At 71.2% G+C, this 25,160-nt stretch carries 22 protein-coding genes and 3 pseudogenes; 17 read left to right on the forward strand and 8 right to left on the reverse strand.

Annotation, left to right across the window (positions count from 1 at the left end; genetic code table 11):
* Positions 1 to 248: 248 nt before the first annotated feature.
* A complete protein-coding gene (locus C4J65_RS10665) occupies positions 249 to 1,106 on the forward strand; it encodes a hypothetical protein (protein WP_115742202.1) in 858 nt (285 codons plus the stop codon).
* Positions 1,107 to 1,183: 77 nt separating this feature from the next.
* Here C4J65_RS10665 and mmsA read toward each other — a convergent pair whose 3' ends face one another.
* Positions 1,184 to 2,686 (reverse strand): CoA-acylating methylmalonate-semialdehyde dehydrogenase, encoded by a 1,503-nt coding sequence (gene mmsA / locus C4J65_RS10670; protein WP_115742203.1) that lies wholly within the window; start codon positions 2,684 to 2,686, stop codon positions 1,184 to 1,186.
* A gap of 14 nt (positions 2,687 to 2,700) precedes the next feature.
* Positions 2,701 to 2,901 (reverse strand): annotated as a pseudogene (locus tag C4J65_RS36560) (hypothetical protein); the annotation flags it as partial.
* Between the two features lie 545 nt (positions 2,902 to 3,446).
* On the opposite strand from C4J65_RS36560, the gene C4J65_RS10680 reads away from it, so the two are divergent.
* The 4 genes from C4J65_RS10680 to C4J65_RS10695 all read left to right on the forward strand — a co-directional run bounded on the left by C4J65_RS10680 (position 3,447) and on the right by C4J65_RS10695 (position 6,979).
* Entirely contained in the window at positions 3,447 to 3,638 is a 192-nt protein-coding gene (locus tag C4J65_RS10680; RefSeq protein WP_016326277.1) for a MerR family transcriptional regulator, read from the forward strand.
* A 79-nt stretch (positions 3,639 to 3,717) separates the two neighbouring features.
* Complete coding sequence (locus C4J65_RS10685; RefSeq protein WP_162833127.1) at positions 3,718 to 4,290, forward strand: GNAT family protein; 573 nt, start codon at positions 3,718 to 3,720, stop codon at positions 4,288 to 4,290.
* Between the two features lie 116 nt (positions 4,291 to 4,406).
* Positions 4,407 to 4,649 (forward strand): heavy-metal-associated domain-containing protein, encoded by a 243-nt coding sequence (locus tag C4J65_RS10690; protein WP_115742205.1) that lies wholly within the window; start codon positions 4,407 to 4,409, stop codon positions 4,647 to 4,649.
* A gap of 35 nt (positions 4,650 to 4,684) precedes the next feature.
* On the forward strand, positions 4,685 to 6,979 hold the full coding sequence (locus C4J65_RS10695) for a heavy metal translocating P-type ATPase (protein WP_115742206.1): 2,295 nt from the start codon (positions 4,685 to 4,687) through the stop codon (positions 6,977 to 6,979).
* A gap of 666 nt (positions 6,980 to 7,645) precedes the next feature.
* Here the strand turns inward: C4J65_RS10695 and C4J65_RS10700 are convergent.
* The gene (locus tag C4J65_RS10700) at positions 7,646 to 8,935 is read right to left on the reverse strand and encodes a citrate synthase (RefSeq protein ID WP_115742207.1); all 1,290 of its coding nucleotides are present in this window, start codon (positions 8,933 to 8,935) and stop codon (positions 7,646 to 7,648) included.
* Between the two features lie 238 nt (positions 8,936 to 9,173).
* On the reverse strand, positions 9,174 to 11,435 hold the full coding sequence (locus C4J65_RS10705; protein WP_115742208.1) for an ATP-dependent RecD-like DNA helicase: 2,262 nt from the start codon (positions 11,433 to 11,435) through the stop codon (positions 9,174 to 9,176).
* Between the two features lie 66 nt (positions 11,436 to 11,501).
* Between C4J65_RS10705 and C4J65_RS10710 the strand changes: the two genes are divergently transcribed.
* On the forward strand, positions 11,502 to 12,074 hold the full coding sequence (locus C4J65_RS10710; RefSeq protein WP_115742209.1) for a Uma2 family endonuclease: 573 nt from the start codon (positions 11,502 to 11,504) through the stop codon (positions 12,072 to 12,074).
* A gap of 32 nt (positions 12,075 to 12,106) precedes the next feature.
* Entirely contained in the window at positions 12,107 to 12,658 is a 552-nt protein-coding gene (locus C4J65_RS10715) for a hypothetical protein (RefSeq protein ID WP_115742210.1), read from the forward strand.
* Here C4J65_RS10715 and C4J65_RS10720 read toward each other — a convergent pair.
* Positions 12,615 to 12,812, reverse strand: a complete 198-nt coding sequence (locus C4J65_RS10720; protein ID WP_205350986.1) for a DUF397 domain-containing protein — start codon at positions 12,810 to 12,812, stop codon at positions 12,615 to 12,617. The genes C4J65_RS10715 and C4J65_RS10720 overlap by 44 nt on opposite strands.
* Before the next feature lie 5 nt (positions 12,813 to 12,817).
* Positions 12,818 to 13,654 (reverse strand): helix-turn-helix transcriptional regulator, encoded by an 837-nt coding sequence (locus C4J65_RS10725; protein ID WP_115742212.1) that lies wholly within the window; start codon positions 13,652 to 13,654, stop codon positions 12,818 to 12,820.
* 224 nt (positions 13,655 to 13,878) lie between these two features.
* Here C4J65_RS10725 and C4J65_RS10730 point away from each other — a divergent pair, with 224 nt between their 5' ends.
* The 3 genes from C4J65_RS10730 to C4J65_RS10740 all read left to right on the forward strand — a co-directional run bounded on the left by C4J65_RS10730 (position 13,879) and on the right by C4J65_RS10740 (position 16,620).
* Positions 13,879 to 14,289 carry an ATP-binding protein gene (locus C4J65_RS10730; RefSeq protein WP_115742213.1) on the forward strand — a complete coding sequence of 137 codons (411 nt, stop codon included), beginning with the start codon at positions 13,879 to 13,881 and terminating at the stop codon, positions 14,287 to 14,289.
* Positions 14,290 to 14,352: 63 nt separating this feature from the next.
* Positions 14,353 to 15,723 (forward strand): hypothetical protein, encoded by a 1,371-nt coding sequence (locus C4J65_RS10735; protein ID WP_115742214.1) that lies wholly within the window; start codon positions 14,353 to 14,355, stop codon positions 15,721 to 15,723.
* A gap of 78 nt (positions 15,724 to 15,801) precedes the next feature.
* Positions 15,802 to 16,620, forward strand: a complete 819-nt coding sequence (locus C4J65_RS10740) for a metalloregulator ArsR/SmtB family transcription factor (RefSeq protein ID WP_115742215.1) — start codon at positions 15,802 to 15,804, stop codon at positions 16,618 to 16,620.
* 12 nt (positions 16,621 to 16,632) lie between these two features.
* Here C4J65_RS10740 and C4J65_RS10745 read toward each other — a convergent pair.
* Positions 16,633 to 16,980 (reverse strand): annotated as a pseudogene (locus C4J65_RS10745) (NAD(P)H-dependent oxidoreductase); the annotation flags it as partial.
* Between C4J65_RS10745 and C4J65_RS10750 the strand changes: the two are divergent.
* Positions 16,960 to 17,304, forward strand: a pseudogene (locus tag C4J65_RS10750) (XRE family transcriptional regulator); the annotation flags it as partial. The pseudogenes C4J65_RS10745 and C4J65_RS10750 sit on opposite strands and share 21 nt — an antisense overlap.
* A 1-nt stretch (position 17,305) precedes the next feature.
* Here C4J65_RS10750 and C4J65_RS10755 read toward each other — a convergent pair.
* Positions 17,306 to 18,283: an RNA polymerase sigma-70 factor gene (locus tag C4J65_RS10755; protein WP_115746385.1), complete on the reverse strand. Its 978-nt coding sequence runs from the start codon at positions 18,281 to 18,283 to the stop codon at positions 17,306 to 17,308.
* Positions 18,284 to 18,413: 130 nt separating this feature from the next.
* On the opposite strand from C4J65_RS10755, the gene C4J65_RS10760 reads away from it, so the two are divergent.
* From C4J65_RS10760 to rbsD, 6 genes are all read left to right on the forward strand, one after another.
* The gene (locus C4J65_RS10760; RefSeq protein WP_115742216.1) at positions 18,414 to 18,899 is read left to right on the forward strand and encodes a carboxymuconolactone decarboxylase family protein; all 486 of its coding nucleotides are present in this window, start codon (positions 18,414 to 18,416) and stop codon (positions 18,897 to 18,899) included.
* 208 nt (positions 18,900 to 19,107) lie between these two features.
* The gene (locus tag C4J65_RS10765; protein WP_115742217.1) at positions 19,108 to 20,151 is read left to right on the forward strand and encodes a LacI family DNA-binding transcriptional regulator; all 1,044 of its coding nucleotides are present in this window, start codon (positions 19,108 to 19,110) and stop codon (positions 20,149 to 20,151) included.
* Positions 20,148 to 21,701, forward strand: coding sequence for a sugar ABC transporter ATP-binding protein (locus C4J65_RS10770; RefSeq protein ID WP_115742218.1), 1,554 nt, complete (start codon positions 20,148 to 20,150; stop codon positions 21,699 to 21,701). Before C4J65_RS10765 ends, C4J65_RS10770 begins: the two co-directional genes overlap by 4 nt.
* Positions 21,691 to 23,646 carry a substrate-binding domain-containing protein gene (locus C4J65_RS10775; protein ID WP_115742219.1) on the forward strand — a complete coding sequence of 652 codons (1,956 nt, stop codon included), beginning with the start codon at positions 21,691 to 21,693 and terminating at the stop codon, positions 23,644 to 23,646. Before C4J65_RS10770 ends, C4J65_RS10775 begins: the two co-directional genes overlap by 11 nt.
* 79 nt (positions 23,647 to 23,725) lie before the next feature.
* Positions 23,726 to 24,646, forward strand: coding sequence for a ribokinase (locus C4J65_RS10780; protein WP_115742220.1), 921 nt, complete (start codon positions 23,726 to 23,728; stop codon positions 24,644 to 24,646).
* Entirely contained in the window at positions 24,643 to 25,032 is a 390-nt protein-coding gene (gene rbsD / locus C4J65_RS10785; RefSeq protein WP_115742221.1) for a D-ribose pyranase, read from the forward strand. Before C4J65_RS10780 ends, rbsD begins: the two co-directional genes overlap by 4 nt.
* Positions 25,033 to 25,160 lie beyond the last annotated feature (128 nt).

Consider the following 25,160-nt stretch of genomic DNA (forward strand, 5'->3'; position numbering starts at 1 on the left):
GGAAGTACGGGGCCGCTCCCGCGTACCACGGGCGCGGTAGGCCGGTCGGGGTCCGGCGGGCCCACCGCGCGCCGGGTTCCGGCGGGCCGTCACGTCCCACGGCCGCGATGGAGCCGGTCAGCAACAGGTGGCTCGCCTCCTGCTGGGGCAGGAGCGTGCCGTCGTCCGGTACCCGGACGCTGTCGGTGGGGCCCGGTAGAGTCCTTCGCACAGTTGAATCACAGGGACACAGCAACGGGTGGGGACTCATGAAGCTGATGTACGGCGCGGCCTGGGTGGGGCTCACGGCGGCCGCGATGGTGGCGGCGACCGCGTGCGGCTCGGACGGCGCGAAGACGGCGGCGGAGTCGGTCGACAGGGCCGCGGACAAGGGGACCGCGGTCATGGCGGCCCTCACCCGGGCCACCGACCGGACCGAGGAGCTGGGCTCCGCCAAGGTCAGGACGACGACCGAGCTGGTCGCGACCGGCGGCGAGCCGATCTCCATGGACGGCACGTACTCCTGGGGGGACGGCGCGGCCATGGACGTCGAGATGGACACGGCCGCCGCGCAGATGAGCGCCCTCCAGGACGACCCGACGACGCGGGTCGTCATGGTCGACGGGGCCTACTACTACGACGTGGATCCCCAGCCGAGCGGCCCGATCGCGGGCAAGGAGTGGATGCGCGTCGACGTCGCCGCGGTGGCGGGCGAGGCGGGCGCCGACAACATGGCGGCCACCGCCGACCCGACGGCGGCGCTGCGCTACATGACGGCCTCCACGGAGGTGGAGGACCTCGGCGAGGAGACCGTCCTCGGCAAGAAGACCACCCACTACCGGGGCAGCGTCGGCGCGGAGCACGTCGAGAAGTCCAAGCTCACCGAGGCCGAGAAGAAGGCGGCCATCGCCGCCCTGGAGGCGAGCGGCGGCAAGCTGACCTGCGACATCTGGGTCGACGGCAAGGACCTGCCGGTGCGGATCTCGCAGGCCGGCGCCGGGATGACCGTGAGCATGGACTTCGTGAAGTTCGGCGCCACCGAGAAGATCACGGCTCCGCCCGCCGCGCAGACGGGCGACCTCACCGAGCAGGTCATGAAGCAGCGGGACGCGGCCATCGGCCAGTGACCCGCGACGCCCCCCGGTCCGCCGCGACGCCCCCGGTCCGCCGTGCCGCCCGGCGGGCCGGGGGCGTCCGCGCCGCCTCAGTGGTTGCGCGGGAAGCCCAGGTCCACGCCCGCCGGGGCGTCGGCCGGGTCGGGCCAGCGGGTGGTGACGACCTTGCCGCGGGTGTAGAAGTGCGTGCCGTCGTTGCCGTAGATGTGGTGGTCGCCGAAGAGCGAGTCCTTCCAGCCACCGAAGGAGTGGTAGCCCACCGGGACCGGGATCGGCACGTTCACGCCGACCATGCCGGCCTCGATCTCCAGCTGGAAGCGGCGGGCCGCGCCGCCGTCCCGGGTGAAGATCGCGGTGCCGTTGCCGAACGGCGAGGCGTTGATGAGGGCCACGCCCTCCTCGTACGTCTCGGCGCGCAGCACGCACAGCACCGGGCCGAAGATCTCGTCCTGGTACGCCTTCGCAGTGGTCGGCACCCGGTCGAGCAGGGAGATGCCGATCCAGTGCCCGTCCTCGTGGCCGTCCACCGTGTACCCGGTGCCGTCCAGGACGACCTCGCAGCCCTCGGCCGCCGCGCCCTCGACGTAGGAGGCGACCTTGTCCCGGTGCGCCTTGGTGATCAGCGGGCCCATCTCGGAGGACGGGTCGGTGCCGGGGCCGATCTTGATCTTCTCGGCGCGCTCGCGGATCCTCTCCACCAGTTCGTCGCCGACGGCGCCGACCGCTACGACCGCGGAGATCGCCATGCAGCGCTCGCCGGCCGAGCCGTAGGCCGCGCTGACCGCCGCGTCGGCCGCCGCGTCGAGGTCGGCGTCGGGCAGCACCAGCATGTGGTTCTTGGCGCCGCCGAGCGCCTGCACGCGCTTGCCGTTGGCGGAGGCGGTGGTGTGGATGTAGCGGGCGATCGGGGTCGAGCCCACGAAGGAGACGGCCTTGACGTCCGGGTGCTCCAGGAGGCGGTCCACGGCCACCTTGTCGCCGTGCACGACGTTGAAGACTCCGTCCGGCAGACCGGCCTCGGAGAGCAGCTCGGCGACCTTCACGGCGGCCGACGGGTCCTTCTCGCTCGGCTTGAGCACGAAGGTGTTGCCGCAGGCGATGGCGATCGGGAACATCCACAGCGGCACCATCGCCGGGAAGTTGAACGGCGTGATGCCCGCGACCACACCGAGCGGCTGCCGGATGGAGGACACGTCGACGCGGGTGGCGACCTGCGTCGACAGCTCGCCCTTGAGCTGGACGTTGATGCCGCAGGCCAGGTCGACGATCTCCAGGCCGCGCGCGACCTCGCCGAGCGCGTCGGAGTGCACCTTGCCGTGCTCGGCGGTGATCAGCTCGGCGATCTCGTCGCGGTGCGCGTCCAGCAGCGCCCGGAAGCGGAAGAGGATCGAGGTCCGCTGGGCCAGCGAGGACTGACCCCAGGTCAGGTACGCCTCCTTGGCGGCGGCGACCGCGGCGTCCACCTCGTCGACGGAGGCGAAGGCGACCTTGGTGGTGACCTCGCCGGTCGCCGGGTTCGTCACCGGCCCGTACGTGCCCGAGGCGCCTTCGGCGGTCTTGCCGCCGATCCAGTGGTTGACGATGTTCGTCATGACCGAGAACTCCTTCACAGATGGCGGCGACGGGTCGAGACGTGCCGTTGGTGCAGCTCACGCTGTTCGTGCTGCTCACGGGCCGGGACCGGGGACGGTCGGGTCGCGGTCTCGGCCATGACTCCATCCCAGCAGCCGGGCGCCGCGGGCGCGCCCGACACTGTGTCTGCGGTTTGGGTGTCCGCGTAGACACGTGGGGCAGTGTGGGCGGCCCGCGTCGGGGCGCGACGTGGGAACCTCCGGCGCGGAGCCGGTGCGAGCGGGGAGTTGGCGCTCGTGCCTCGCTCCTGCCAGGGCGAGGCCGCCTTCCCGCGCCGGAGGCGTTCGGTGGGGGAACCGGCGCCCCGGCCGTGTGCCGTCGGGTCGTGCGCCATCGCGTTCCCTCCTTGCCCGCGCCCTTGCGTCACCCCGGTTTCTAGCCCCGTGCGTGCGGCCTGTCAATGTTTTGTCCGGACATTCGGACGACGTAGTCCGAGTGGCGGCCGAGGAGCGTCCGGCGGAACACCTCCGTCCGCCGCAGTCAACGCGCCGCGCCTGAACGACGGCGTACGCCTGTGTGGCACTCGTGTCACAAAAGCACCCTCCGGGTCACACATGTCACGCGCCCGCGGGTCTTCCGTCACACCCGGGAACGGGCCCTGACCGCCCGTCACCCCGCGTCGTTCACCCGGAACAGGCTGGTGATCGCCAGCGCAGCGCCCGGCTCCCCCCGGCGGCCGTCCCCGGTCGCCGCCGCGGCGCGCGCGGGGAGGTGCGACTAGTGACCGACCGAAGGCTCTGGTCCTACAAGGACATCGCGGCCCACATCAAGGTCCAGCCGGACACCGTGCGGTCGTACCGCAAGCACGGGCTGCTGCCCCCGCCCGACCACGTGGAGGGCGGAAAGCCGTACTGGTACGCGGAGACGGTCCGGGCCTGGGTGGCGTCCCGCCCCCGCAACCGCAACCGGTAGCGAAGGGAACGACACTGGCGGCGGGAGCGACGGAAAAACCGTTCTGTGCCCCACGACCCCGTGGGGCACAGTGCCGCGCATGGACTTCTCCGTGAAACCCGTCCTCACCGGCGACAGGACCGTCCTGCGGCCGTTCACCGCCGAGGACGCCGACGTGATGTGGGAGATCGTCAACGACCCCGAGGTGGTCCGCTTCACCTTCGAGCCCACCACCGAACTCACCCTCGACGGACTGCGCTCCTGGTACGGCGTGCGCACCGCCGATCCCGACCGGCTCGACCTCGCCGTCACCGACCGCGCCACCGGCGAACTCGTCGGCGAGGTCGTCCTGTACGAGTGGGACCCGGCGGCCCGCGGCTGCACCTTCCGTACCCTCATGGGCCCCCGGGGACGCGGCCGCGGGCTGGGCAGCGAGGCGACGCGGCTCATCGTCCGGCACGCCTTCGAACAGGTCGGCCTGCACCGCGTCCAGCTGGAGGTCTACGCCGACAACCCGCGGGCCCGGCGGGTGTACGAGAAGGCCGGTTTCGTGGTGGAGGGGGTGCGGCGGGAGGCCGCCCTGCGGGACGGCGTGTGGGTGGACGACGTGCTGATGGCGGTCCTCGACCACGAGTGGGAGGCGCACGGACGCGACGCAGGTGGACGAAGGTGACGGGTGGGCGTCGCCTTTATACCCCCTAGGGGTAAGGTGGAGGGTGAGTGGTCCGGGCCGGACCACGGGTACCCGCCGGTACCCGCCCACGCGCACCCCGACGAGGAGTAAACGACATGACCGCCCAGACCGACACCACCCAGGACTCCGTCACCACCGTCTACAAGGTGAGCGGAATGAGCTGCGGCCACTGCGAGGGCGCCGTCTCCGGCGAGATCTCCGAGATCGCCGGCGTCACCTCCGTACAGGCCGTCGCCTCCACCGGCGAGGTCACCGTGGTCTCCGGGGCTCCCCTGGACGACGCGGCCGTACGCGCCGCCGTGGACGAGGCGGGCTTCGAGCTCGTCGGCCGGGTCTGAGCCCGGCGCATCCACCCCGTTCTGGAGTCCGGACCATGACCAGCACCACCGCGGACACCCGCACCTCCACGACGGCCGGCGATCGAGGCCCCGGCCGCGATCCCGGCCCCGCCGAGGTCGAGCTGCTCATCGGCGGGATGACCTGCGCCTCCTGCGCGGCCCGTGTCGAGAAGAAGCTCAACCGCATGGACGGTGTCACCGCCACGGTGAACTACGCGACGGAGAAGGCCCGGGTCAGCTACCCGGCGACCACCGGGGTCGCCGACCTGATCGCCACCGTCGTGAAGACCGGGTACACCGCCGAGGAGCCCGCGCCGCCACCGGAGCCCGCCGACGAGGCCGGCGCCGGGGAGCGCGGCACCGGGGACGGCGAGAGCGACCCGGAACTGTCGGCACTGCGTCAGCGCCTGCTGGTCTCCGTCCTCCTCGCCGCCCCCGTCGTGCTGCTCGCGATGGTCCCGGCGCTCCAGTTCGACAACTGGCAGTGGCTCTCCCTCACCCTGGCCGCGCCCGTCGTGGTCTGGGGCGGGCTGCCCTTCCACCGCGCCGCCTGGACGGGCGTGCGGCACGGCGCGGCCACCATGGACACACTGGTCTCGCTCGGCACGCTGGCGGCGTTCGGCTGGTCCCTGTGGGCGCTGTTCTTCGGGGACGCGGGCATGCCGGGCATGCGGCACGGCTTCGACCTCACCGTCTCCCGCGCCGACGGCGCCTCCGCGATCTACCTGGAGGCCGCCGCCGGAGTCACCGCCTTCCTGCTCCTCGGCCGCTGGCTGGAGGCCCGCTCCAAGCGCCGCGCCGGTGCCGCACTGCGGGCGCTGATGGAGCTGGGGGCGAAGGACGTCGCCGTACTGAGGGACGGGCGCGAGGTGCGGATACCGGTGGCCCGGCTGGCCGTGGGCGACCGGTTCGTCGTACGCCCCGGCGAGAAGATCGCCACCGACGGCACGGTGGCCGAGGGCGCCTCGGCCGTGGACGCCTCACTGCTGACCGGCGAGTCCGTGCCGGTGGACGTCACCGTGGGCGACGCGGTCACCGGCGCCACGGTGAACGCCGGGGGCCGGCTGGTGGTCGAGGCGACCCGGGTGGGCGCGGACACGCAGCTGGCGCGGATGGCGAAGCTGGTGGAGGACGCGCAGAGCGGCAAGGCGCAGGTGCAGCGGCTCGCCGACCGGATCTCGGGGATCTTCGTCCCCGTCGTGCTGCTGATCGCGTTCGCCACCTTCGGCGGCTGGCTCGGTGCCACCGGTGACACGGTCGCCGCGTTCACCGCGGCCGTCGCCGTCCTGATCATCGCCTGCCCCTGCGCACTGGGCCTCGCCACCCCCACCGCGCTGCTGGTCGGCACCGGTCGCGGTGCCCAGCTCGGCATCCTCATCAAGGGCCCGGAGGTGCTGGAGTCCACGCGGCGCGTCGACACGGTCGTCCTGGACAAGACCGGCACCGTCACCACCGGCCGCATGACCCTGCACGAGGTGTACGCCGCCGAGGGCACCGACGAGGAGGAGCTGCTGCGGCTCGCGGGCGCCGTCGAGCACGCCTCCGAGCACCCGGTGGCCCGCGCGATCGCCGCCGGCGCCGAGGAACGGCTCGGCACGCTGCCGGGCGTCGAGGACTTCGAGAACGTTCCCGGGCGCGGCGCACGCGCCCGCGTGGCGGGCCGTGAGGTGGCCGTGGGGCGCCTCCACGACACCCTGCCGCCCGAGGTGTCCCGGGCCAGGGACGAGGCCGAGCAGCGGGGCCGTACGGCCGTCGTCGTCGGCTGGGACGGCGAGGCGCGCGGGGTCCTCGCCGTGGCGGACGCGGTCAAGGAGACCAGCGCCGAGGCGGTGGCCGGCCTGCGCCGGCTGGGCCTGACCCCCGTCCTGCTGACCGGCGACAACCGCCGGGTGGCCGAGTCGGTCGCGGCGGCCGTCGGCATCGACGAGGTGATCGCCGAGGTGCTCCCCGAGGACAAGGTCGCGGTGGTGGAGCGGCTGCGGGCCGAGGGCCGTACGGTCGCCATGGTCGGCGACGGCGTCAACGACGCGGCCGCCCTCGCCACCGCCGATCTGGGCCTGGCGATGGGCACGGGGACGGACGCAGCGATCGAGGCGGGCGACCTGACACTGGTGCGCGGGGACCTGCGGGTGGCGGCGGACGCGATCCGGCTCTCCCGGCGCACCCTGGCCACGATCAAGGGCAATCTCGTGTGGGCCTTCGGCTACAACGTGGCCGCGCTGCCGCTGGCCGCCGCCGGGCTGCTGAACCCGATGATCGCGGGGGCGGCGATGGCCTTCTCCTCGGTCTTCGTGGTCACCAACAGCCTCCGGCTGCGCGCCTTTCGCTAGCTTCGGACCGGTCCGCATTTTATGCAGGTAGAAGGGCTGCGCCTCTGGAGTCCGGCACTCACCTCACATAAGCTCTTCACAAGGCTCGCGCATCTTCCTTACGCTGAAGCGCCGTGCGACGTACGGGGCTCTTGCGTACCTAACGGACATATGCAAGAGACGCAGATCACAGTGATGCGAACGTAACCATCGAAGGGGTTCGAAGGTCTAAGTTGGCGATGTCAGGCAGCGTCTTGGGGGGCGCCACCTGGCATCTGGGGATGTCTTGGGGGACTTTCCCAGAGCTGCGTTGCCGGGACACGTACACCGGGAAGCTTTGAGCGGCCCTCCCGGGCGTGCGCTGTCCCGGCAGACCGCGCGGCAGGCACCACCAGCACGACGAGCTCCACCAGCATCACCAGCACGACACAGCGAATTCAGGCGCTGTCCTCACAGACGCCCGGCCGGATCCCGTGGGGGGAATCCGCACCGGGACATGGGAAGGCGCCCTGGATCGTCGGCCCGTGGGGGGACCGGCGCCAGGGCGCCTTCTGCTGTCCGTCCGTCTCCTCCTGGGCCTTCCCGGGTCCTCACGGGACCTCCAGGACCACCCTGGGCACGGAAAAGTCCCGTACCACTCGGGGCGGTACGGGACTCACCAGGTGCGCTGCGGGGGTGCCGTGCGGCTCAGCGCGCCTCGACGGGGACGAAGTCGCGCTCGACGACGCCCGTGTAGATCTGGCGCGGGCGGCCGATGCGGGAACCCGGCTCCTTGATCATCTCGTGCCACTGGGCGATCCAGCCCGGCAGCCGGCCGAGGGCGAACAGGACCGTGAACATCTCGGTCGGGAAGCCCATGGCCCGGTAGATCAGACCGGTGTAGAAGTCCACGTTCGGGTAGAGGCTGCGCGAGACGAAGTAGTCGTCGGAGAGCGCGTGCTCCTCCAGCTTCAGGGCGATGTCCAGCAGCTCGTCGGACTTGCCGAGCGCGGAGAGCACGTCGTGCGCGGCGGCCTTGATGATCTTGGCGCGCGGGTCGAAGTTCTTGTAGACCCGGTGGCCGAAGCCCATCAGGCGGACGCCGTCCTCCTTGTTCTTCACCTTGCGGATGAAGGAGTCGACGTCGCCGCCCGCGTCGCGGATGCCTTCCAGCATCTCCAGCACCGACTGGTTGGCGCCACCGTGCAGCGGGCCCCACAGGGCGTTGATGCCGGCGGAGATCGAGGCGAACATGTTCGCCTGCGAGGAGCCGACCAGGCGGACCGTGGAGGTCGAGCAGTTCTGCTCGTGGTCCGCGTGCAGGATCAGCAGCTTGTCGAGGGCCGCGACGACCGTCGGGTCCAGCTCGTACTCCTGCGCCGGGACCGAGAAGGTCATGCGCAGGAAGTTCTCGACGTAGCCGAGGTTGTTGGCCGGGTAGACGAACGGGTGACCGATCGACTTCTTGTACGCGTACGCCGCGATCGTCGGAAGCTTCGCGAGCAGCCGGATCGTGGAGAGGTTGCGCTGACGCTCGTCGAACGGGTTGTGGCTGTCCTGGTAGAAGGTGGACAGCGCCGAGACCACCGACGACAGCATGGCCATCGGGTGGGCGTCGCGCGGGAAGCCCTTGTAGAAGTTCTTGACGTCCTCGTGCAGCAGGGTGTGCTGCGTGATCTCGCCCTTGAACGCGGACAGCTCGTCGACCGTCGGCAGCTCGCCGTTGATCAGCAGGTAGGCCACCTCCACGAAGGACGAGCGCTCGGCCAGCTGCTCGATCGGGTAGCCGCGGTACCGGAGGATGCCGGCTTCGCCGTCCAGATAGGTAATGGCGGATTTGTAGGCGGCGGTGTTGCCGTAACCGCTGTCCAGCGTCACCAGACCGGTCTGGGCGCGGAGCTTCCCGATGTCGAAGCCCTTGTCACCGACGGTGCTGTCGATCACCGGGTAGGTGTACTCGCCATCGCCGTACCGCAGTACTACAGAGTTGTCGCTCACGTCTTTCCCTCACCGACGTAGTGCCTCATCTTCGAGGTGCCCTGACTGTCTCTACCATCCCCCACTTGGCTCAGGAGAGTGCACTCGGGGTCGACCATCGGGCCTATTGGCGGCACTCAGTGCCGCCAACTTGCTCATCCTGCCCCCTCCGGAGCCCATCCGGAAGTGCTGTGTGACCTTTCCGACTCGTTTGATCGATCATTTTTTTCACACGGTCCGGGAGGTTTACCGGAAGGTTTCAGGTCCGGGGCCCCGCCAGCCGGAAGTCGAGCGCCGTGCACCGTCTCCCGGCCGACACCGTGCGTACCGCCTGCCCGATCGCCTTGCGCGACCCGACGAGGACGACCAGCCGCTTCGCCCGGGTGACCGCCGTGTACAGCAGGTTCCGCTGGAGCATCATCCAGGCCCCGGTCGTCACGGGGATCACGACGGCCGGATACTCGCTCCCCTGGGAGCGGTGGATGGTCACCGCGTACGCGTGGGCCAGTTCGTCGAGCTCGTCGAAGTCGTACGGCACCTCCTCGTCCTCGTCCGTCAGCACGGTGAGGCGCTGGTCGACCGGGTCGAGCGAGGTGACGACGCCCACGGTGCCGTTGAAGACGCCGTTCTCGCCCTTCTCGTAATTGTTGCGGATCTGGGTGACCTTGTCGCCGACCCGGAAGACGCGTCCGCCGAACCGCTTCTCGGGCACGTCCGGGCGCCCCGGGGTGACGGCCTGCTGGAGCAGCCCGTTCAGCGTCCCGGCACCGGCGGGTCCGCGGTGCATGGGCGCCAGCACCTGCACGTCCCGGCGCGGATCGAGCCCGAACTTCGCGGGGATGCGCCGCGCGGCGACGTCGACGGTGAGCCTCCCGGCCTCCTCCGTGTCGTCCTCGACGAAGAGGAAGAAGTCCTTCATCCCGTCGGTGAGCGGATGCTGCCCGCCGTTGATCCGGTGCGCGTTGGTGACGACGCCGGACTGCTGGGCCTGCCGGAAGACCCGGGTGAGCCGCACGGCGGGCACCGGGCTGCCGGGTGCCAGCAAGTCCCTCAGCACCTCCCCCGCCCCCACGCTGGGCAACTGGTCGACATCGCCGACGAGCAGCAGGTGGGCGCCGGGCGGGACGGCTTTCGCGAGCTTGTTGGCGAGGAGCAGATCGAGCATCGACGCCTCGTCCACCACCACCAGGTCCGCGTCGAGCGGCCGCTCCCGGTCGTAGGCGGCGTCGCCGCCGGGCTTCAGCTCCAGCAGCCGGTGCACGGTGGACGCCTCGGCGCCGGTCAGCTCGGCGAGCCGCTTGGCGGCCCGGCCGGTGGGCGCGGCGAGTACGACCTTCGCCTTCCTGGCCCGCGCCAGCTCCACGATCGACCGCACGGTGAAGGACTTGCCGCAGCCGGGCCCGCCGGTGAGCACGGCGACCTTCTCGCTGAGCGCGAGCTTGACGGCCTCCTCCTGCTCGGGCGCGAGATCGGCACCCGTGCGCCGCTTCAGCCACCCGAGCGCCTTGTCCCAGGCCACGTCCTGGAAGGCGGGCATCCGGTCGTCGTCGGTGCGGAGGAGGCGCCGCAACTGCCCCGCCAGGGCCAGCTCGGCGCGGTGGAAGGGGACGAGGTAGACGGCGGTGATCGGCTCACCCCCCTCCGGGTGCGGCACCTTCTCCCGCACGACCCCTGGGTCCTCGTCCGGCCCCTCCGGCTCGGCGGCCAGCTCCCCCAGGCACTCGATGACGAGCCCGGTGTCCACCTGGAGCAGCTTCACCGCGTCGGCGATCAGCTTCTCCTCGGGGAGGTAGCAGTGCCCCTGGTCGGTGGCCTGCGACAGCGCGTACTGCAGCCCGGCCTTCACCCGCTCCGGGCTGTCGTGCGGGATCCCGACGGACTGGGCGATCCTGTCGGCGGTGAGGAAGCCGATGCCCCACACGTCGGCGGCGAGCCGGTAGGGCTGGTTCTTCACGACGGAGATCGACGCGTCCCCGTACTTCTTGTAGATCCGCACCGCGATGGAGGTGGACACCTCGACCGTCTGGAGGAAGAGCATGACCTCCTTGATCGCCTTCTGCTCCTCCCAGGCGTCGGCGATCTTCTTGGTCCGCTTGGGCCCGAGACCGGGCACCTCGATGAGCCGCTTGGGCTCCTCCTCGATGATGGTGAGCGTGTCCAGCCCGAAGTGCTGGGTGATCCGGTCGGCGAAGACCGGCCCGATCCCCTTGACCAGCCCGGACCCCAGATAACGCCGGATGCCCTGCACGGTGGCGGGCAGCAGCGTCGTGTAGTTCTCCACGTGGAACTGCTTGCCGTACTGGGGGTGCGACCCCCAGCGCCCCTCCATCCGCAGCGACTCCCCCACCTGCGCGCCGAGCAGCGCGCCGACGACGGTCAGCAGATCGCCGGCGCCTCTGCCGGTGTCGACGCGGGCGACGGTGTAGCCGTTCTCCTCGTTGGCGTACGTGACACGCTCCAGGACGCCTTCGAGGGTGGCGAGCCGCCTCTCACCGGGGGCCGCGGGGGGCTGGTTGGGCATGATCCGACGGTACCGGTGGGGACTGACAGGGCGGCCGGAGAGTCTCCATCTCAGTACTCTGGGCTCATGGACTACGCCAAGATGCGCGCCATCGCCGCAGAGCTCGGGGCCTACTCGGAGCAGCTCGAGGGGTCGTGGAGCGTCGAGATCGGGCCCTCCGGTCCGATACTGGCGATGATGTGCCCGTCGAAACGACACGAGGGCACGGTCCGCCGCATCTGCAAGCAGTTGGACGCGCAACTGCCCGGCACCCACCCCGGCTACATCTGCGCGAACGGCCCCGAGATCGAGCACCCCGCCATCGGCCGCATGCGCCGCCCGGACGCCGTCGTGATCCCCGAAGCCACCCTCGACGAAGAGGGCCTGGCCGTCGACGCGACGCAGGTGCTGGCTGCCGTCGAGATCGTCTCGCCGTCCAACCCGAGTAACGACTACGACGAGAAGTTGGCCGACTATCCGGCCATGGGCATCCCGCACTACATGATCGTCGACCCGCGCACCGGCACGATCGAGGTGCACTCCGAGCCGTGCAAGGGCCGCTACAGCAGCAAGGAGCCGTACATCTTCGGCGACGCGGTGCCGTTCGGTCCGTGGACGGTGGAGACGTCGGCGTTCCGCCGGTACGGCAGGGACGGCTAGCGCCAGTCTCCCATCGTCCGACGGAGGGAACATTGGGGCTGACTTACGGCTACGACGTCTATCTGCGCCCGCGGAACGTCGCCGGAGCGCTGGCCGCCGTGGCCGGGCTGGCACCCCCGTCCCGGGACGTGCCCCCGCTCGACGTCACGCTCCCCGGGGGCGAGCAGATCGTCCTGCCGTTCACGTCCGGCTTCGGCAGCGAGCCGGTCGACTGCTCCGCACGCGACACGCTGGACCTGGACACGTCCCTCATGTTCCCGGTCGACGACGCGGTGCGGGCGTACGGGGAGTCGTACGGTCTGCCGCCGGAGGAGAACGGACGGGTCCGGATCGGGTACGTCTACCTGACGGTCCGGTTCCGGTCGTTCCTGGATCCCGGGTACGCGGCCCTGGAGTTCTGGGCGCCGACCTCCGGCATCAGCCGCCTGTTCGAGCGGTCGGCGAGCATCAGGAAGACGTTCACCGACCTCGCCGCCGCCGTCGGTGGCGTGTGCTGCCAGTTCGACCGGGGCGACGGCGGCCCCGGGGAGGTGTGCTGGGTCAGCGGGGAGGCGGGTTTCCCTCCGGCTCCGTCATCGCTGTGAGGAAGTGGGTGAAGGCGGCGCGGGGGAAGGTGAGGGTGGCTCGGGCGGGGGCCTTGGTGTCGCGGACGGCGACGCGGGTGGTCGAGGTGGCTATCTCCACGCATTCGTTGCCGTCGTCGGGACCCGAGTACGACGACTTCCGCCAGTTGTCCATGCGCCTCACAGCTCCTTCGACAGCCGGTTGATGAGGTCACGCGAGCGTTCGGGGTCGAGCGATACTGCTTCCACTTTACGGAAGCGCGTTCGAAAGGCTCCGAGCTGGGCTTCAGAGTCGATGAAGGCCGAGCCATGCGGTACGTCACGCACCACGGTGTCCAACTTGGGTACCGTGCCGCCCACATACGTCATGGTGCTGGCAGCTCTGGCAAAGCCGTCCAGGTCGAAGGGGATGACACGCACCGTGACCTTGTCGGCTTCCGAGCACTCCAGGAGCTTGGCCAGTTGGGCCCGGGAGGCGTCACGGTCGCCGACCCTGATACGGAGAGCAGCCTCGTGAATCACCAACTCGTACGGAACGGTGATCTGCTGAGACGCCATGCGATGCCGGACTCGCAAGTCGAGTTCGTCGCGGGTGAGTTCGGGAACCCGTCCGGAGAAGACCGCTCGGGCGTACTCCTCCGTCTGCAACAACCCTGGCACGTACAGAACCGCCACGTCACGCCGGAACAAGGCGTGATGGTTGAGTTCGGACAGGTCCAGGAACGACGTGGGGAGCAGGCCTCGGTACTCCTCCCACCAGCCGCGCGTCCGGTCGGTTGCCATCTCCACGAGGGCGTTGACGAACTCTTCGTCTGCACAGACGTAATGAGACGCCAGGCGCCGGAGCCGCTGCTCACTCACCCCTGACAACCCGGACTCGATCTGGCTGATCTGCACGTTACTCACACCGAGCATGGCCGCAGCCTGCCGAGCGGTGAGACCGGCCGCCTCACGCAGTCTGCGCAGTTCCACCGCGAGGCGCAGTTGCCGCGCCGTTGGTTCACGCCTCGTGGGCAATGGCCGCTCCTCACCTCAACGCGTCTGCCGACACGACTCGTTCGGGGTGAAGATTACGCGACCGGCTTGCTCCGCCGAAACTTTCAGGTCTACCGTCAGTGACGCGACGCACACCGTGCGACACCGGGTCACCGGAAGCGCACCGCCCCGTCCTGCCATGACGGCTGGGGCATAGACACCGGACCCGCCTCTCACCCCACCGCCCTCAAAGCGAGGAGTCCCGCATGCCGGAAAACGAAACCTGGGAGTACTCCCTCTACATCCCCAACGACCTGCGCGCCGTCACCATCAGCCGCCGCACCCTCCGTCTGGTCCTCACCATGCACGGCCTGATCCGCCTCGTCGACGTCGCCGAACTGCTGGCAACGGAGCTGGTCTCCAACGCCGTACGGCACACCAAGGGCCCCGCCGCCCTCCGCATCCGCTGGTCGCCGCCGGGCACCCTGCGGATCGGGGCGTGGGACGCGGACCCCGAACCGCCGGAACCACCGCACGCGTTCGGGAGGACGGAGGAGCTGGAGGAAGGGCGCGGGCTGGCGCTCGTGCGGGCCTGTGCCGACGTGTGGGGGTGGCATCCGCTGGCCAGGCACGGCAACCGGGGGAAGTACGTGTGGTGCGAGCTGGCGGCGGCCTGAAAGCCCCGGCCCGGACGGGATATTCAGTTGCCCGGGCCGAGGATTCTTCCGGACGCTCGGCACATGACGGGAAGCGAACTCGATCGCCGGCTGGTCTCGGCGGTCCTGTCGGGTGACGCCGACGCGGTGCGGGACGTGCTGTACGAGGGCGCGGACCCGAACACTCCGGAGCCCGAAGGGGGACTGCCGGTCCTGTGCGCGGCCGTCGCGGCCTACGACGCCCCCGTCGCCGAAGCGCTGGTGGACGGCGAGGCCGATCCGGACCGGGAACTCCCGGACGGGAGTACGCCCTTGTGGCGGGCCCTGGACGGCGGATCCCCGGCCGTCTTCGAGTCGGTGCTCGGCACGGAGCCCCGGCTGCGGCTGCCGGAGCAGGAGCGTGCACGGCTCCTCGCCGGCGCCCGGAGCTGGTACGAGACGGGCCCGGTCGAAGGGCTGCGGCGCAGGACGGGGGAACGGGGACCCGCGGTGTCGGTGCGGGTCACGGACGGCGACTTCGACTGGGTCGATCAGTACACCCTCGGCGCTCTCGTCGTGCGGGCCGGGTACGGTGCCATCCTGACCGTGCTGGAGTGGTCGTTCCGCATCCCGACTCCGGTCGACGAGCTGATCGACCGTGCCGTCCGCATACCGGACGAAGAGCATGTGGACTGGTCGGCGGTGTGGCTCACGCTCGTGCGGCGCCACTGCGAGGAAGTCCTGTCGGCCACGCTGGCCCACCGCGACCATCCCGATCCGGCGCACCGCCGCTTCGTCGCGGACTACCTGCGTGCGCGCGGCGTCATCGCCTGCGACTCGCCGTCCGCGGAGCGGGAGAGCGGGATCCTCGCCGCATGGGCGACGCGGGAGACGGACGGTGCGGTGCTCGCGAAGGTGCTGGAGGCCTTCGCGGAGTACGAGCATCCCGGCATGGAGTCGACCGGGCTGCGCCACGCCGCGCATCCGGATCCCCGCGTGCGGCTTCGCGCGACCACCGTCCTCGACGCGTCGGAGGCCCGCTCGCCCGAGGCCCGCACGGCCCTCCTCACCCTCCTCGGCGACCCTGACGCCCGCGTACGGCTGGAGGCGTGCGGGGCGGGCCTGCGGGACGACGCGCTCCTCGCCCCCGCCGCCGAGGAGCTGGTCCGCCTGGCCGAGGGTCCGCACGAGGAGCTGCGGGGCGGGGTGGCGGAGGCGCTGGCCTCCTCCCGGGACCGTACGCCCGCCGTCGCCGACGCCCTGGCCGCGCTGCTGGCCGACGGCAACCAGCTCGTACGCCTGGAAGCCGCCTACGGCCTCGCCCTGCGCGACGATCCGCGCACCGGCGAGGCGATCGAGCGGGTCGGACCGCTCGGCGTCGGGTTCGAGCACGACCACCGGGTCAGCGCACTGTGGGACTGGGCCTGGGAGGGCGACCGGCCGTGGCGCCTGTCGACGAGTGCGGGGGACTCGTAGGCGGTGGACTTTGACATGCAGCCACCCAGCTGCCTAACATAATAGGCAGCTAATGGGCTGCATGTCAGAGGGGCGGAGATGGACGAGGTCTTCAAGGCGCTGGCCGACGGCAGCCGGCGACGGCTGCTGGACAGCCTGAACGCGCGCAACGGGCAGAGCCTGCGCGAGCTGTGCGCCGGGCTCGACATGGCGCGGCAGTCGGTCAGCAAGCACCTGGCGGTGCTGGAGGCGGCCCGCCTGGTCACCACCGTGCGGCGGGGCCGGGAGAAGCTGCACTACCTCAACGCCGAACCGATCAACGCCATCGCCGAACGCTGGATCAGCCGCTACGACCGCGAGCGGGTGCACGCACTCGCCGACCTCAAGCACGCGCTGGAGGACACCGCCATGGACAGCAACGCGTTCGTCTACACGACCTACATCAAGGCCACGCCGGAGAAGGTGTGGCAGGGGCTCACCGACCCGGCCTTCACGCGCCGCTACTGGGGGCTGGAGTTCGGTACCGACTGGGCGACCGGGTCGCCCGTGGTGTGGCGGGAGCGGGGGGCCGAGACCGCCCACCCCGAGCAGGTCGTCCTGGAGTCCGACCCGCCCCGTCGGCTGTCGTACACCTGGCACACCTTCACGCCGGAGTGGGCCGCGGCCAACGGGATCGACGACGAGACCCTCGCCGGGCTCTCCGCCGAGCGGCGCTCGAAGGTCGCCTTCGACATCGAGGACCTCGGCGGGGGCTCGGTGAAGCTGACCGTCGTCCACGACGGGTTCGAGCCCGGCAGCACCGTCCGCGAGATGATCCAGCACGGCTGGCCGGCCCTGCTGTCCAGCCTCAAGACGCTGCTGGAGACCGGAGAGACGCTCCCGGAACCCGCCCAGGACGCCGAACTGCCCGGGGGATGAGGAAGGTTCCGGTCAGCCGCGCACATGCAGCCCGAAACCGGTGCGGCCCGCAGGTTCCAGCCCCTCCTTCAGCTGCAGCGACGGGATCTCGTAGTCGCCGAAGTTCTGCGGGCGGAACGCGATCGGCCCGGTCGACTCCAGAGTGAGCAGGCGCTGTTCCCATGCCTTGGCGGCGTCGGCGTACTCCTCGTCCGTCATCCGGTCGGTGCCGTGCAGCACGAACGGCGGCAGTGGCTCGATGCCCGGGTAGTAGAGGATGCCGTGGTGGATCGGGAACAGCAGGTCGTCGATGGGTCCGTTGATCCCGCGTGCGGCGTAGTGCGACTCCGGGCCGCCGACGGTCACCGACAGCAGGGCCTGGCCGCGGGCAAGTATCCCGAGGATCGCCGGCTGGCCTCGCTCGTCGGCGAGCTGGCGATGGGCAGCGAGCGCTTCCGCCGCCTCTGGGCCCGCGCGGACGTGCGCGCCCGCACCCACGGGCGCAAGGCGTACCGGCACCCGCTGGTCGGACTGCTGGAGCTGCACCAGGAGAACTTCGCCCTGCCCGACGCTTCGGGCATGGAGCTGCTGGTGCTGTCGGCCGCTCCCGGCAGTCCCACCGAGGACGGGCTGCGCCTGCTGGCGGGTCTGGGCACGGACAGCGCCGCGGCGCATCCCCCGGCGGACGTCCGGGTTCGCGGCTGACTCAGCGGCGCAGCGTGGTCTCACCGCGCATACGGGACAGCTTCTCGGGGTTGCGCACCGCGTACAGCCCGCTGATGCGGCCGTCGTCGAAGCGCACCGCCACCACGGTGTCGAGTTCGCCGTCGAGCCGGACGACCAGGGCGGGATGCCCGTTGACCTGGGCCGGGTCCATCGTCATCACGACGGGCAGCCTGCTCAGGCCGCCGAGCATGAGGCGGGCCACCTTGCCGGCGCCGACGACGGGCCGCAGGACCGCCTGTTTGATGCCGCCGCCGTCGCCGAGCAGGACGACGTCCGGGGAGAGGACGTCGAGCAGGCCCTGGAGGTCGCCCGTCTCGACCGCCCGCCGGAAGGCCGAGAGCGCTTCCTGGGATTCGGTCGCCGACACCGCGCCGCGCGGGCGGCGGGCCGCGACGTGCGCGCGGGCCCGGTGCGCGATCTGGCGCACGGCGGCCGGGCTCTTCTCCACCGCCTCGGCGATCTCGTCGTAGCCGAGGTCGAACACCTCGCGCAGCACGAACACCGCCCGCTCGGTCGGCGTCAGCGTCTCCATGACCAGCATCATCGCCATCGAGACACTGTCGGCCAGTTCGACGTCCTCGGCCACGTCGGGCGTGGTGAGCAGCGGCTCGGGCAGCCAGGAACCGACGTAGGACTCCTTGCGGCGGCCGAGCGTACGCAGCCGGTTCAGGGCCTGACGGGTGGTGATGCGGACCAGGTACGCGCGGCGGTCGCGCACCGTGTCCAGGTCCACTCCCGCCCACTTCAGCCAGGTCTCCTGGAGGACGTCCTCGGCGTCGGCTGCCGAGCCGAGCATCTCGTACGCGACGGTGAAGAGCAGGTTGCGGTGGGCGACGAAGGCCTCGGTGGCCGCGTCCGCGGCTGCGCCCTCGCCGGTCGCGCCATCCTGTTCGCGGCCGCTGTTCTCGCTGGTCACCAGCTTCTCCCGTTCGTTCGGTTCCGGCGGCGTCTCGTGCACGGGACACCGGCCGCCGGGGATCCGTGACATCCGTCGGTGGTGTCCTGGGTCACGTCCGCGCCCTGTCACAGGGTGCGGGGCGGCGGCGTCTTGTGTTCGTCACCGAGACACCGAGAGCTAGGACGAGATCATGGACACCCGATTCAACCTGTTCGAGAACGAGCTCGGCGGTCGGTTCGCGAAGCGGTTCGCGGGCATCGGCGTGCTGATGCACGAGTCGCCGCTGCCGAAGGCCACGCAGGAACTGGTGTCCCTGCGGGCCAGCCAGATCAACGGCTGCGGCCACTGCATCGACATGCACGTCAAGGAGGCCGCGGCCGCCGGCGAAAGCGCGGTCCGGCTGCACCTGGTCGCCGCCTGGCGCGAATCCACCGTGTTCACCGAGGCCGAGCAGGCGGCGCTGGCCCTGGCCGAGGAGGGCACCCGGCTCGCCGACGCGCACGAGGGCGTGTCCGACGAGACGTGGGCGCTGGTGCGCAAGCACTACGACGACGACCAGGTCGCCGCGCTGATCTGCCTGGTCGCCATGATCAACGCGGCCAACCGGCTCGCCGTGATCACGCACCAGAAGGGCGGCTCGTACGAGGCGGGGATGTTCGCGGCGGCCGTGAGCTGAGCGCCACGGCCCGGGGCCTCGCCCAGGACCTCGCGAGGGCGCCGACGACGAACCGGCCGTCGGCGCCCTCCCGCACGTCCGGGTCCCGGACGGATCCGCCGGGGCGGCGGTCACGATTCGGCATCGGCGCCACCTCACCCCTTGAATTCGGCCATGTAATCGTTTCCAATCCTCCGTGTAATCGATTCCACGAGGAGGTGGAACGACGATGGCGAGTATCAAGGACGTCGCCGCCGAGGCAGGCGTGTCCGTCGCGACGGTCTCGCGGGCGCTCAACGGCCACCCGTCGGTCAGCCCCGCCGCACGCGCCCGCGTGCTGGCCGCCGTCGAGACGCTGAGCTACCGTCCGAACGCCCTCGCCCGGTCGCTGCGCACCGACCAGACCCGCACCCTCGGCCTGGTCATCAGCGACGTCATGAACCCGTACTTCACCGAGCTGGCCCGTTCCGTCGAGGAGGAGGCCCGCGCGCTCGGCTACAGCGTCATCATCGGCAACGCGGACGAGCGGCCCGACCTCCAGGACCACCACGTCACCACGCTCCTGGACCGGCGGATCGACGGGCTCCTCGTCTCCCCCACCGACGGCGGCTCCCCGCGCATGCTGGACGCCGCGCGGGCCGGGACGCCGATGGTCTTCGTCGACCGGTGGATCCCCGGCGTGGACGTGCCCGTCGTCAGGTCGGACGGGCGGGCGGCCGTACGGGATCTCGTCGCGCATCTGCACGGGCTCGGGCACCGGCGGCTCGCGATCATCGCCGGGCCGGCCGCCACGACCACCGGACGCGAGCGCGTCGACGCCTTCCGCGAGGCGCTCGGCGCGTACGGGCTTCCCCTGCCCGAGGCCTACATCGGCCAGGGCGACTTCCGGGCCGGCAGCGGGCGCCGGGTCACCGAGGGCTTCCTCGAACTGCCCGAGCCGCCCGAGGTCGTCTTCGCCGCCGACAACCTGATGGCGCTCGGCGCGCTGGACGCCGTACGCGCCCGCGGGCTGCGCGTCCCCGAGGACATCGGGCTCGCCGCGTTCGACGACATCCCCTGGTTCGTGCACACCGATCCGCCGGTCACCGCGATCGCCCAGCCCACCCGGGAGCTCGGGCGGGCCGCCGTACGCGCGCTCGTCGAGCGGATCGCGGGGCGGGCCGGTGAGTCCGTCGCCCTGCCGGCCCGGCTCGTCGTACGCCGCTCGTGCGGCGAGCCGCCCTCCGAACAACACCCCCCGTCCCCGTCCCCCGTACGAAGGAGTACGCCGTGAGCAGCCGCAGTCCGGACGAGTTGCTGCGCATCGAGGGCATCCGCAAGACCTTCCCCGGCGTGGTCGCGCTCGACAGCGTCGACTTCGACCTGCGCCGGGGCGAGGTGCACGTGCTCCTCGGTGAGAACGGCGCGGGCAAGAGCACGCTCATCAAGATGCTCTCCGGCGCCTACACGCCCGACGCCGGGCGGATCCTGGCCGGGGGTGAGGAGGTGCGCATCCACGGTGCGCAGGACTCCGAGCGCCTCGGGATCGCCACCATCTACCAGGAGTTCAACCTCGTCCCCGACCTGACGGTCGCCGAGAACATCTTCCTGGGACGCCAGCCCCGCCGGCTCGGCATGATCGACCGGAAGCGGATGGACGCCGACGCCGAGGTGCTGCTGAAGCGGGTGGGGGTCAACGTGTCTCCCCGTACGCGGGTGCGTGAACTCGGCATCGCCCGGCTCCAGATGGTCGAGATCGCCAAGGCGCTCAGCCTCGACGCGCGCGTGCTCATCATGGACGAGCCGACCGCCGTGCTGACCTCCGAGGAGGTCGAGAAGCTGTTCGCGATCGTGCGGCGGCTGCGCGAGGACGGTGTCGGCATCGTCTTCATCACCCATCACCTGGAGGAGATCGCCGCGCTCGGCGACCGGGTCACCGTCATCCGGGACGGCCGGAGCGTCGGGCAGGTGCCCGCCTCCACGCCCGAGGACGAGCTGGTCCGGCTCATGGTGGGGCGGTCGATCGAGCAGCAGTACCCGCGTGAGCGCACCGACGCCGGTGAGGCCCTGCTCAAGGTGGAGGGGCTGACGCGGGACGGGGTCTTCCACGACATCGGCTTCGAGGTGCGGGCCGGTGAGGTCGTCGGCATCGCGGGGCTGGTCGGGGCCGGGCGTACGGAGGTGGTCCGGGCGGTGTTCGGCGCCGATCCGTACGACGCCGGGGCCGTGCACGTCGCGGGTGCGCCGCTGCGGCGGCACGACGTGAACGCCGCCATGGCCGCCGGGATCGGGCTCGTGCCCGAGGACCGCAAGGGACAGGGGCTCGTGCTCGACGCCTCCGTGGCGGAGAACCTCGGACTCGTCACGCTCCGGTCCACCGCCCGCGCCGGGCTCGTCGACCTCAAGGGGCAGCACGCGGCGGCCGAGCGGATCGCCGGGCAGCTCGGCGTGCGGATGGCCGGGCTCGGGCAGCACGTGCGCACGCTGTCCGGCGGCAACCAGCAGAAGGTCGTCATCGGCAAGTGGCTGCTGGCGAACACCAAGGTGCTGATCCTCGACGAGCCGACGCGCGGCATCGACGTCGGCGCCAAGGTCGAGATCTACCAGCTCATCAACGAACTGACGGCCGCCGGTGCCGCCGTGCTCATGATCTCCAGCGACCTGCCGGAGGTGCTCGGCATGAGCGACCGCGTGGTCGTCATGGCGCAGGGGCGGGTCGCGGGTGAACTCAGCGCCGAACAGGCCACCCAGGACGCCGTGATGGCGCTCGCCGTCAGTACGCACACCAGCAACTCCCCGCACAGCGACGGAACGGATGGAACGGAGGCCTCCCGTGGCCACTGACACGCTCAAGAGCAAGCCGGGCGCGCAGGGCGCCACGAGCGGGCTGCGCCGCCTGCTGCTCGACAACGGCGCGCTGACCGCGCTGATCGTCCTCGTCATCGTCATGTCGGCGCTGTCCGGGGACTTCCTGACCGCCGACAACCTCCTCAACGTAGGCGTCCAGGCCGCCGTCACCGCGATCCTCGCCTTCGGCGTCACCTTCGTCATCGTCTCGGCGGGCATCGACCTGTCGGTCGGTTCGGTCGCCGCGCTGTCGGCCACCGTGCTGGCCTGGAGCGCCACCGAGGCCGGGATTCCGGTCGCCCTCGCGGTGCTGCTGTCCGTCCTGACGGGCATCGCCTGCGGTCTGGTGAACGGTTTCCTCATCTCGTACGGGAAGCTGCCGCCGTTCATCGCGACGCTCGCCATGCTGTCGGTGGGGCGCGGTCTGTCGCTGGTCATCTCGCAGGGTTCGCCGATCGCCTTCCCGGACTCGGTCTCGCACCTCGGTGACACGCTCGGCGGGTGGCTGCCGGTGCCGGTGCTCGTGATGATCGTGATGGGGCTGATCACGGCGTTCGTCCTCGGCCGGACCTACATCGGCCGGTCCATGTACGCCATCGGCGGCAACGAGGAGGCCGCGCGGCTGTCCGGGCTGCGGGTGAAGCGGCAGAAGCTCGCCATCTACGCCTTCTCCGGTCTGTTCGCCGCCGCCGCGGGCATCGTGCTCGCCTCCCGGCTCTCCTCCGCGCAGCCGCAGGCCGCACAGGGCTACGAGCTGGACGCGATCGCCGCCGTCGTCATCGGCGGTGCCTCGCTGGCGGGCGGCACCGGCAAGGCGTCCGGCACGCTGATCGGCGCGCTGATCCTCGCGGTGCTGCGCAACGGCCTCAACCTGCTGTCCGTCTCCGCGTTCTGGCAGCAGGTCGTCATCGGTGTCGTCATCGCGCTCGCGGTGCTCTTCGACACGCTGCGGCGCAAGGCGGGCGCGGTCACTCCGGCGGCCGGGGCGTCGGGCGGCGGCAACCGGGGCAAGCAGGCACTCACGTACGTGATCGCGGCCGTCGTCGCGGTGGCCGTGGTGGGCGCGACCTCGCTGCTGCACAACGGCTCCTCCGGCGGCAAGGACCAGAAGATAGGGCTGTCGCTGTCCACGCTGAACAACCCGTTCTTCGTGCAGATCAGGAACGGGGCGGAGGAGGAGGCGAAGAAGCTGGGCGTGGACCTGACCGTCACGGACGCCCAGAACGACGCCTCCCAGCAGGCCAACCAGCTGCAGAACTTCGTCAGCGGCAGCCTGTCCGCGGTCATCGTCAACCCGGTGGACTCCGACGCCGCCGGTCCCTCGGTGCGCTCCGCGAACAAGGACGACATCCCGGTCATCGCCGTGGACCGCGGCGTCAACAAGGCGGACACGTCCGCGCTGGTCGCCTCCGACAACGTCGAGGGCGGTGAGCTGGGCGCCAAGGCGCTCGCCGAGAAGCTCGGCGGCAAGGGCACGATCGTCATCCTCCAGGGCCAGGCCGGCACCTCCGCCAGCCGGGAGCGCGGGGCCGGCTTCGCGGCCGGGCTCAAGGCGTACCCGGGCATCAAGGTCGTCGCCAAGCAGCCCGCGGACTTCGACCGCACCAAGGGCCTGGACGTGATGACGAACCTGCTCCAGGCGCACCCGGACGTCGACGGCGTCTTCGCGGAGAACGACGAGATGGCGCTGGGCGCGATCAAGGCGCTGGGTTCGAAGGCCGGCAAGTCGGTCCAGGTCGTCGGCTTCGACGGCACCCCGGACGGGCTGAAGGCGGTCCAGGACGGCACGTTGTACGCGTCCGTGGCGCAGCAGCCGAAGGAACTGGGCAGGATCGCCGTACAGAACGCGGTGCGGGCTGCCGAGGACAAGAAGGTGGAGCAGACGGTGAAGGTGCCCGTGAAGGTCGTCACCAAGGAGAACGTGGCCGGTTTCGGCGGCTGAGACCGGCCCTCGGGACCCGGCGGAAACCAGCGGGAATCAGCGGGAATCAGCGGGAATCACTCGAATCGGAGAACGACTGATGTACGACTACGACCTGCTGGTCGTCGGGTCGGCCAACGCCGACCTGGTGATCGGTGTCGAGCGGCGGCCGGCGGCGGGCGAGACGGTGCTCGGCTCCGACCTGGCCGTCCACCCGGGCGGCAAGGGCGGCAACCAGGCCGTCGCCGCCGCCCGGCTCGGTGCCCGCACGGCGCTGCTGGCCCGGGTGGGCGACGACGACTACGGCCGGCTGCTGCTGGACTCGCAGCGGGCGGCCGGCGTCGACACGGTCGGTGTGCTGGTGGGCGGCGCCCCGACCGGCGTGGCGCTGATCACCGTCGACCCGTCCGGGGACAACAGCATCGTGGTCTCGCCGGGCGCCAACGGCCGGCTGGCGCCGGGCGACGTCCGGGCCGCGGCCAGCCTCTTCCACGCCTCCCGGGTGGTCTCCACGCAGTTGGAGATCCCGCTGGAGACGGTCGTGGAGGTGGTGCGCTCGCTCGCGCCGGACAGCCGTTTCGTGCTGAACCCGTCGCCGCCGCGTCCCCTCCCTCAAGAGGTGCTGGCCGCCTGCGACCCGCTGATCGTCAACGAGCACGAGGCGAAGGTGATCCTCGGCGACTCCCTGGTCGGCGACCGCCCCGAGGACTGGGCCCGCGTCCTGCTGGCCAAGGGTCCGCGCTCGGTGGTCGTGACGCTGGGCGCCGAGGGCGCGCTGGTCGCGTCGGCGGCCCAGGGCGTGGTCCGGGTGCCGTCGGTGAAGGTGGACGCCGTGGACACGACGGGCGCGGGCGACGCGTTCACCGCGGCGCTGGCCTGGCGGCTCGGCACCGGCGAGTCGCTGGCCGAGGCGGCGGCGTACGCGGCCCGGGTGGGCGCGGCGGCGGTCACGAAGGCGGGGGCGCAGGAGTCGTACCCGACGGCGGCGGAGGCCGAGGCGCTGGGGGCCGGGGCGCTGTGAAGAAGGCAGGCATACTCAACCGCCACCTCGCGGGTGCCCTCGCCGGGCTGGGGCACGGGGACGGCGTCCTGGTGTGCGACGCGGGGATGCCCGTTCCGGACGGGCCGCGCGTCGTCGACCTGGCCTTCCGGGCCGGGGTGCCGTCCTTCGCGGAGGTGGTGGACGGCCTGCTCGCCGAGCTGGTCGTCGAGGGCGCGACGGCGGCGACGGAGGTCCGGGAGGCGAACGCCGAGTGCGCCGCACTGCTCGACGGGCTCTTCCCCGCGCTGGAACTCGTCCCGCACGAGCGGCTCAAGGAGTTGTCGGCGGGCGCGCGGCTGATCGTGCGCACCGGGGAGGCGCGGCCGTACGCCAATGTGCTGCTGCGGTGCGGGGTCTTCTTCTGAGGGCCCGGTTCTGAGGGTCCGGTTCTGAGGTCCGGGTTCTGAGGTCCGGTTCTTAGGGTCCGAGGACCGGTGTGGAGAAGTTTGAGAGGGCCCGGTCGTCGACGACCGGGCCCTCTCGGGTTTCCCCT

The sequence above is a fragment of the Streptomyces sp. CB09001 genome (genome assembly GCF_003369795.1).
GTDB lineage: Bacteria > Actinomycetota > Actinomycetes > Streptomycetales > Streptomycetaceae > Streptomyces.

Bases quoted from the DNA above. Each gene is read 5' to 3' on its own strand.
- C4J65_RS10665 (WP_115742202.1), top strand. From the start codon at position 249: ATGAAGCTGATGTACGGCGCGGCCTGGGTGGGGCTCACGGCGGCCGCG.
- mmsA (WP_115742203.1), bottom strand. From the start codon at position 2,686: ATGACGAACATCGTCAACCACTGGATCGGCGGCAAGACCGCCGAAGGC.
- C4J65_RS10685 (WP_162833127.1), top strand. From the start codon at position 3,718: ATGGACTTCTCCGTGAAACCCGTCCTCACCGGCGACAGGACCGTCCTG.
- C4J65_RS10690 (WP_115742205.1), top strand. From the start codon at position 4,407: ATGACCGCCCAGACCGACACCACCCAGGACTCCGTCACCACCGTCTAC.
- C4J65_RS10695 (WP_115742206.1), top strand. From the start codon at position 4,685: ATGACCAGCACCACCGCGGACACCCGCACCTCCACGACGGCCGGCGAT.
- C4J65_RS10705 (WP_115742208.1), bottom strand. From the start codon at position 11,435: ATGCCCAACCAGCCCCCCGCGGCCCCCGGTGAGAGGCGGCTCGCCACC.
- C4J65_RS10710 (WP_115742209.1), top strand. From the start codon at position 11,502: ATGGACTACGCCAAGATGCGCGCCATCGCCGCAGAGCTCGGGGCCTAC.
- C4J65_RS10720 (WP_205350986.1), bottom strand. From the start codon at position 12,812: ATGGACAACTGGCGGAAGTCGTCGTACTCGGGTCCCGACGACGGCAAC.
- C4J65_RS10730 (WP_115742213.1), top strand. From the start codon at position 13,879: ATGCCGGAAAACGAAACCTGGGAGTACTCCCTCTACATCCCCAACGAC.
- C4J65_RS10735 (WP_115742214.1), top strand. From the start codon at position 14,353: ATGACGGGAAGCGAACTCGATCGCCGGCTGGTCTCGGCGGTCCTGTCG.
- C4J65_RS10740 (WP_115742215.1), top strand. From the start codon at position 15,802: ATGGACGAGGTCTTCAAGGCGCTGGCCGACGGCAGCCGGCGACGGCTG.
- C4J65_RS10760 (WP_115742216.1), top strand. From the start codon at position 18,414: ATGGACACCCGATTCAACCTGTTCGAGAACGAGCTCGGCGGTCGGTTC.
- C4J65_RS10765 (WP_115742217.1), top strand. From the start codon at position 19,108: ATGGCGAGTATCAAGGACGTCGCCGCCGAGGCAGGCGTGTCCGTCGCG.
- C4J65_RS10780 (WP_115742220.1), top strand. From the start codon at position 23,726: ATGTACGACTACGACCTGCTGGTCGTCGGGTCGGCCAACGCCGACCTG.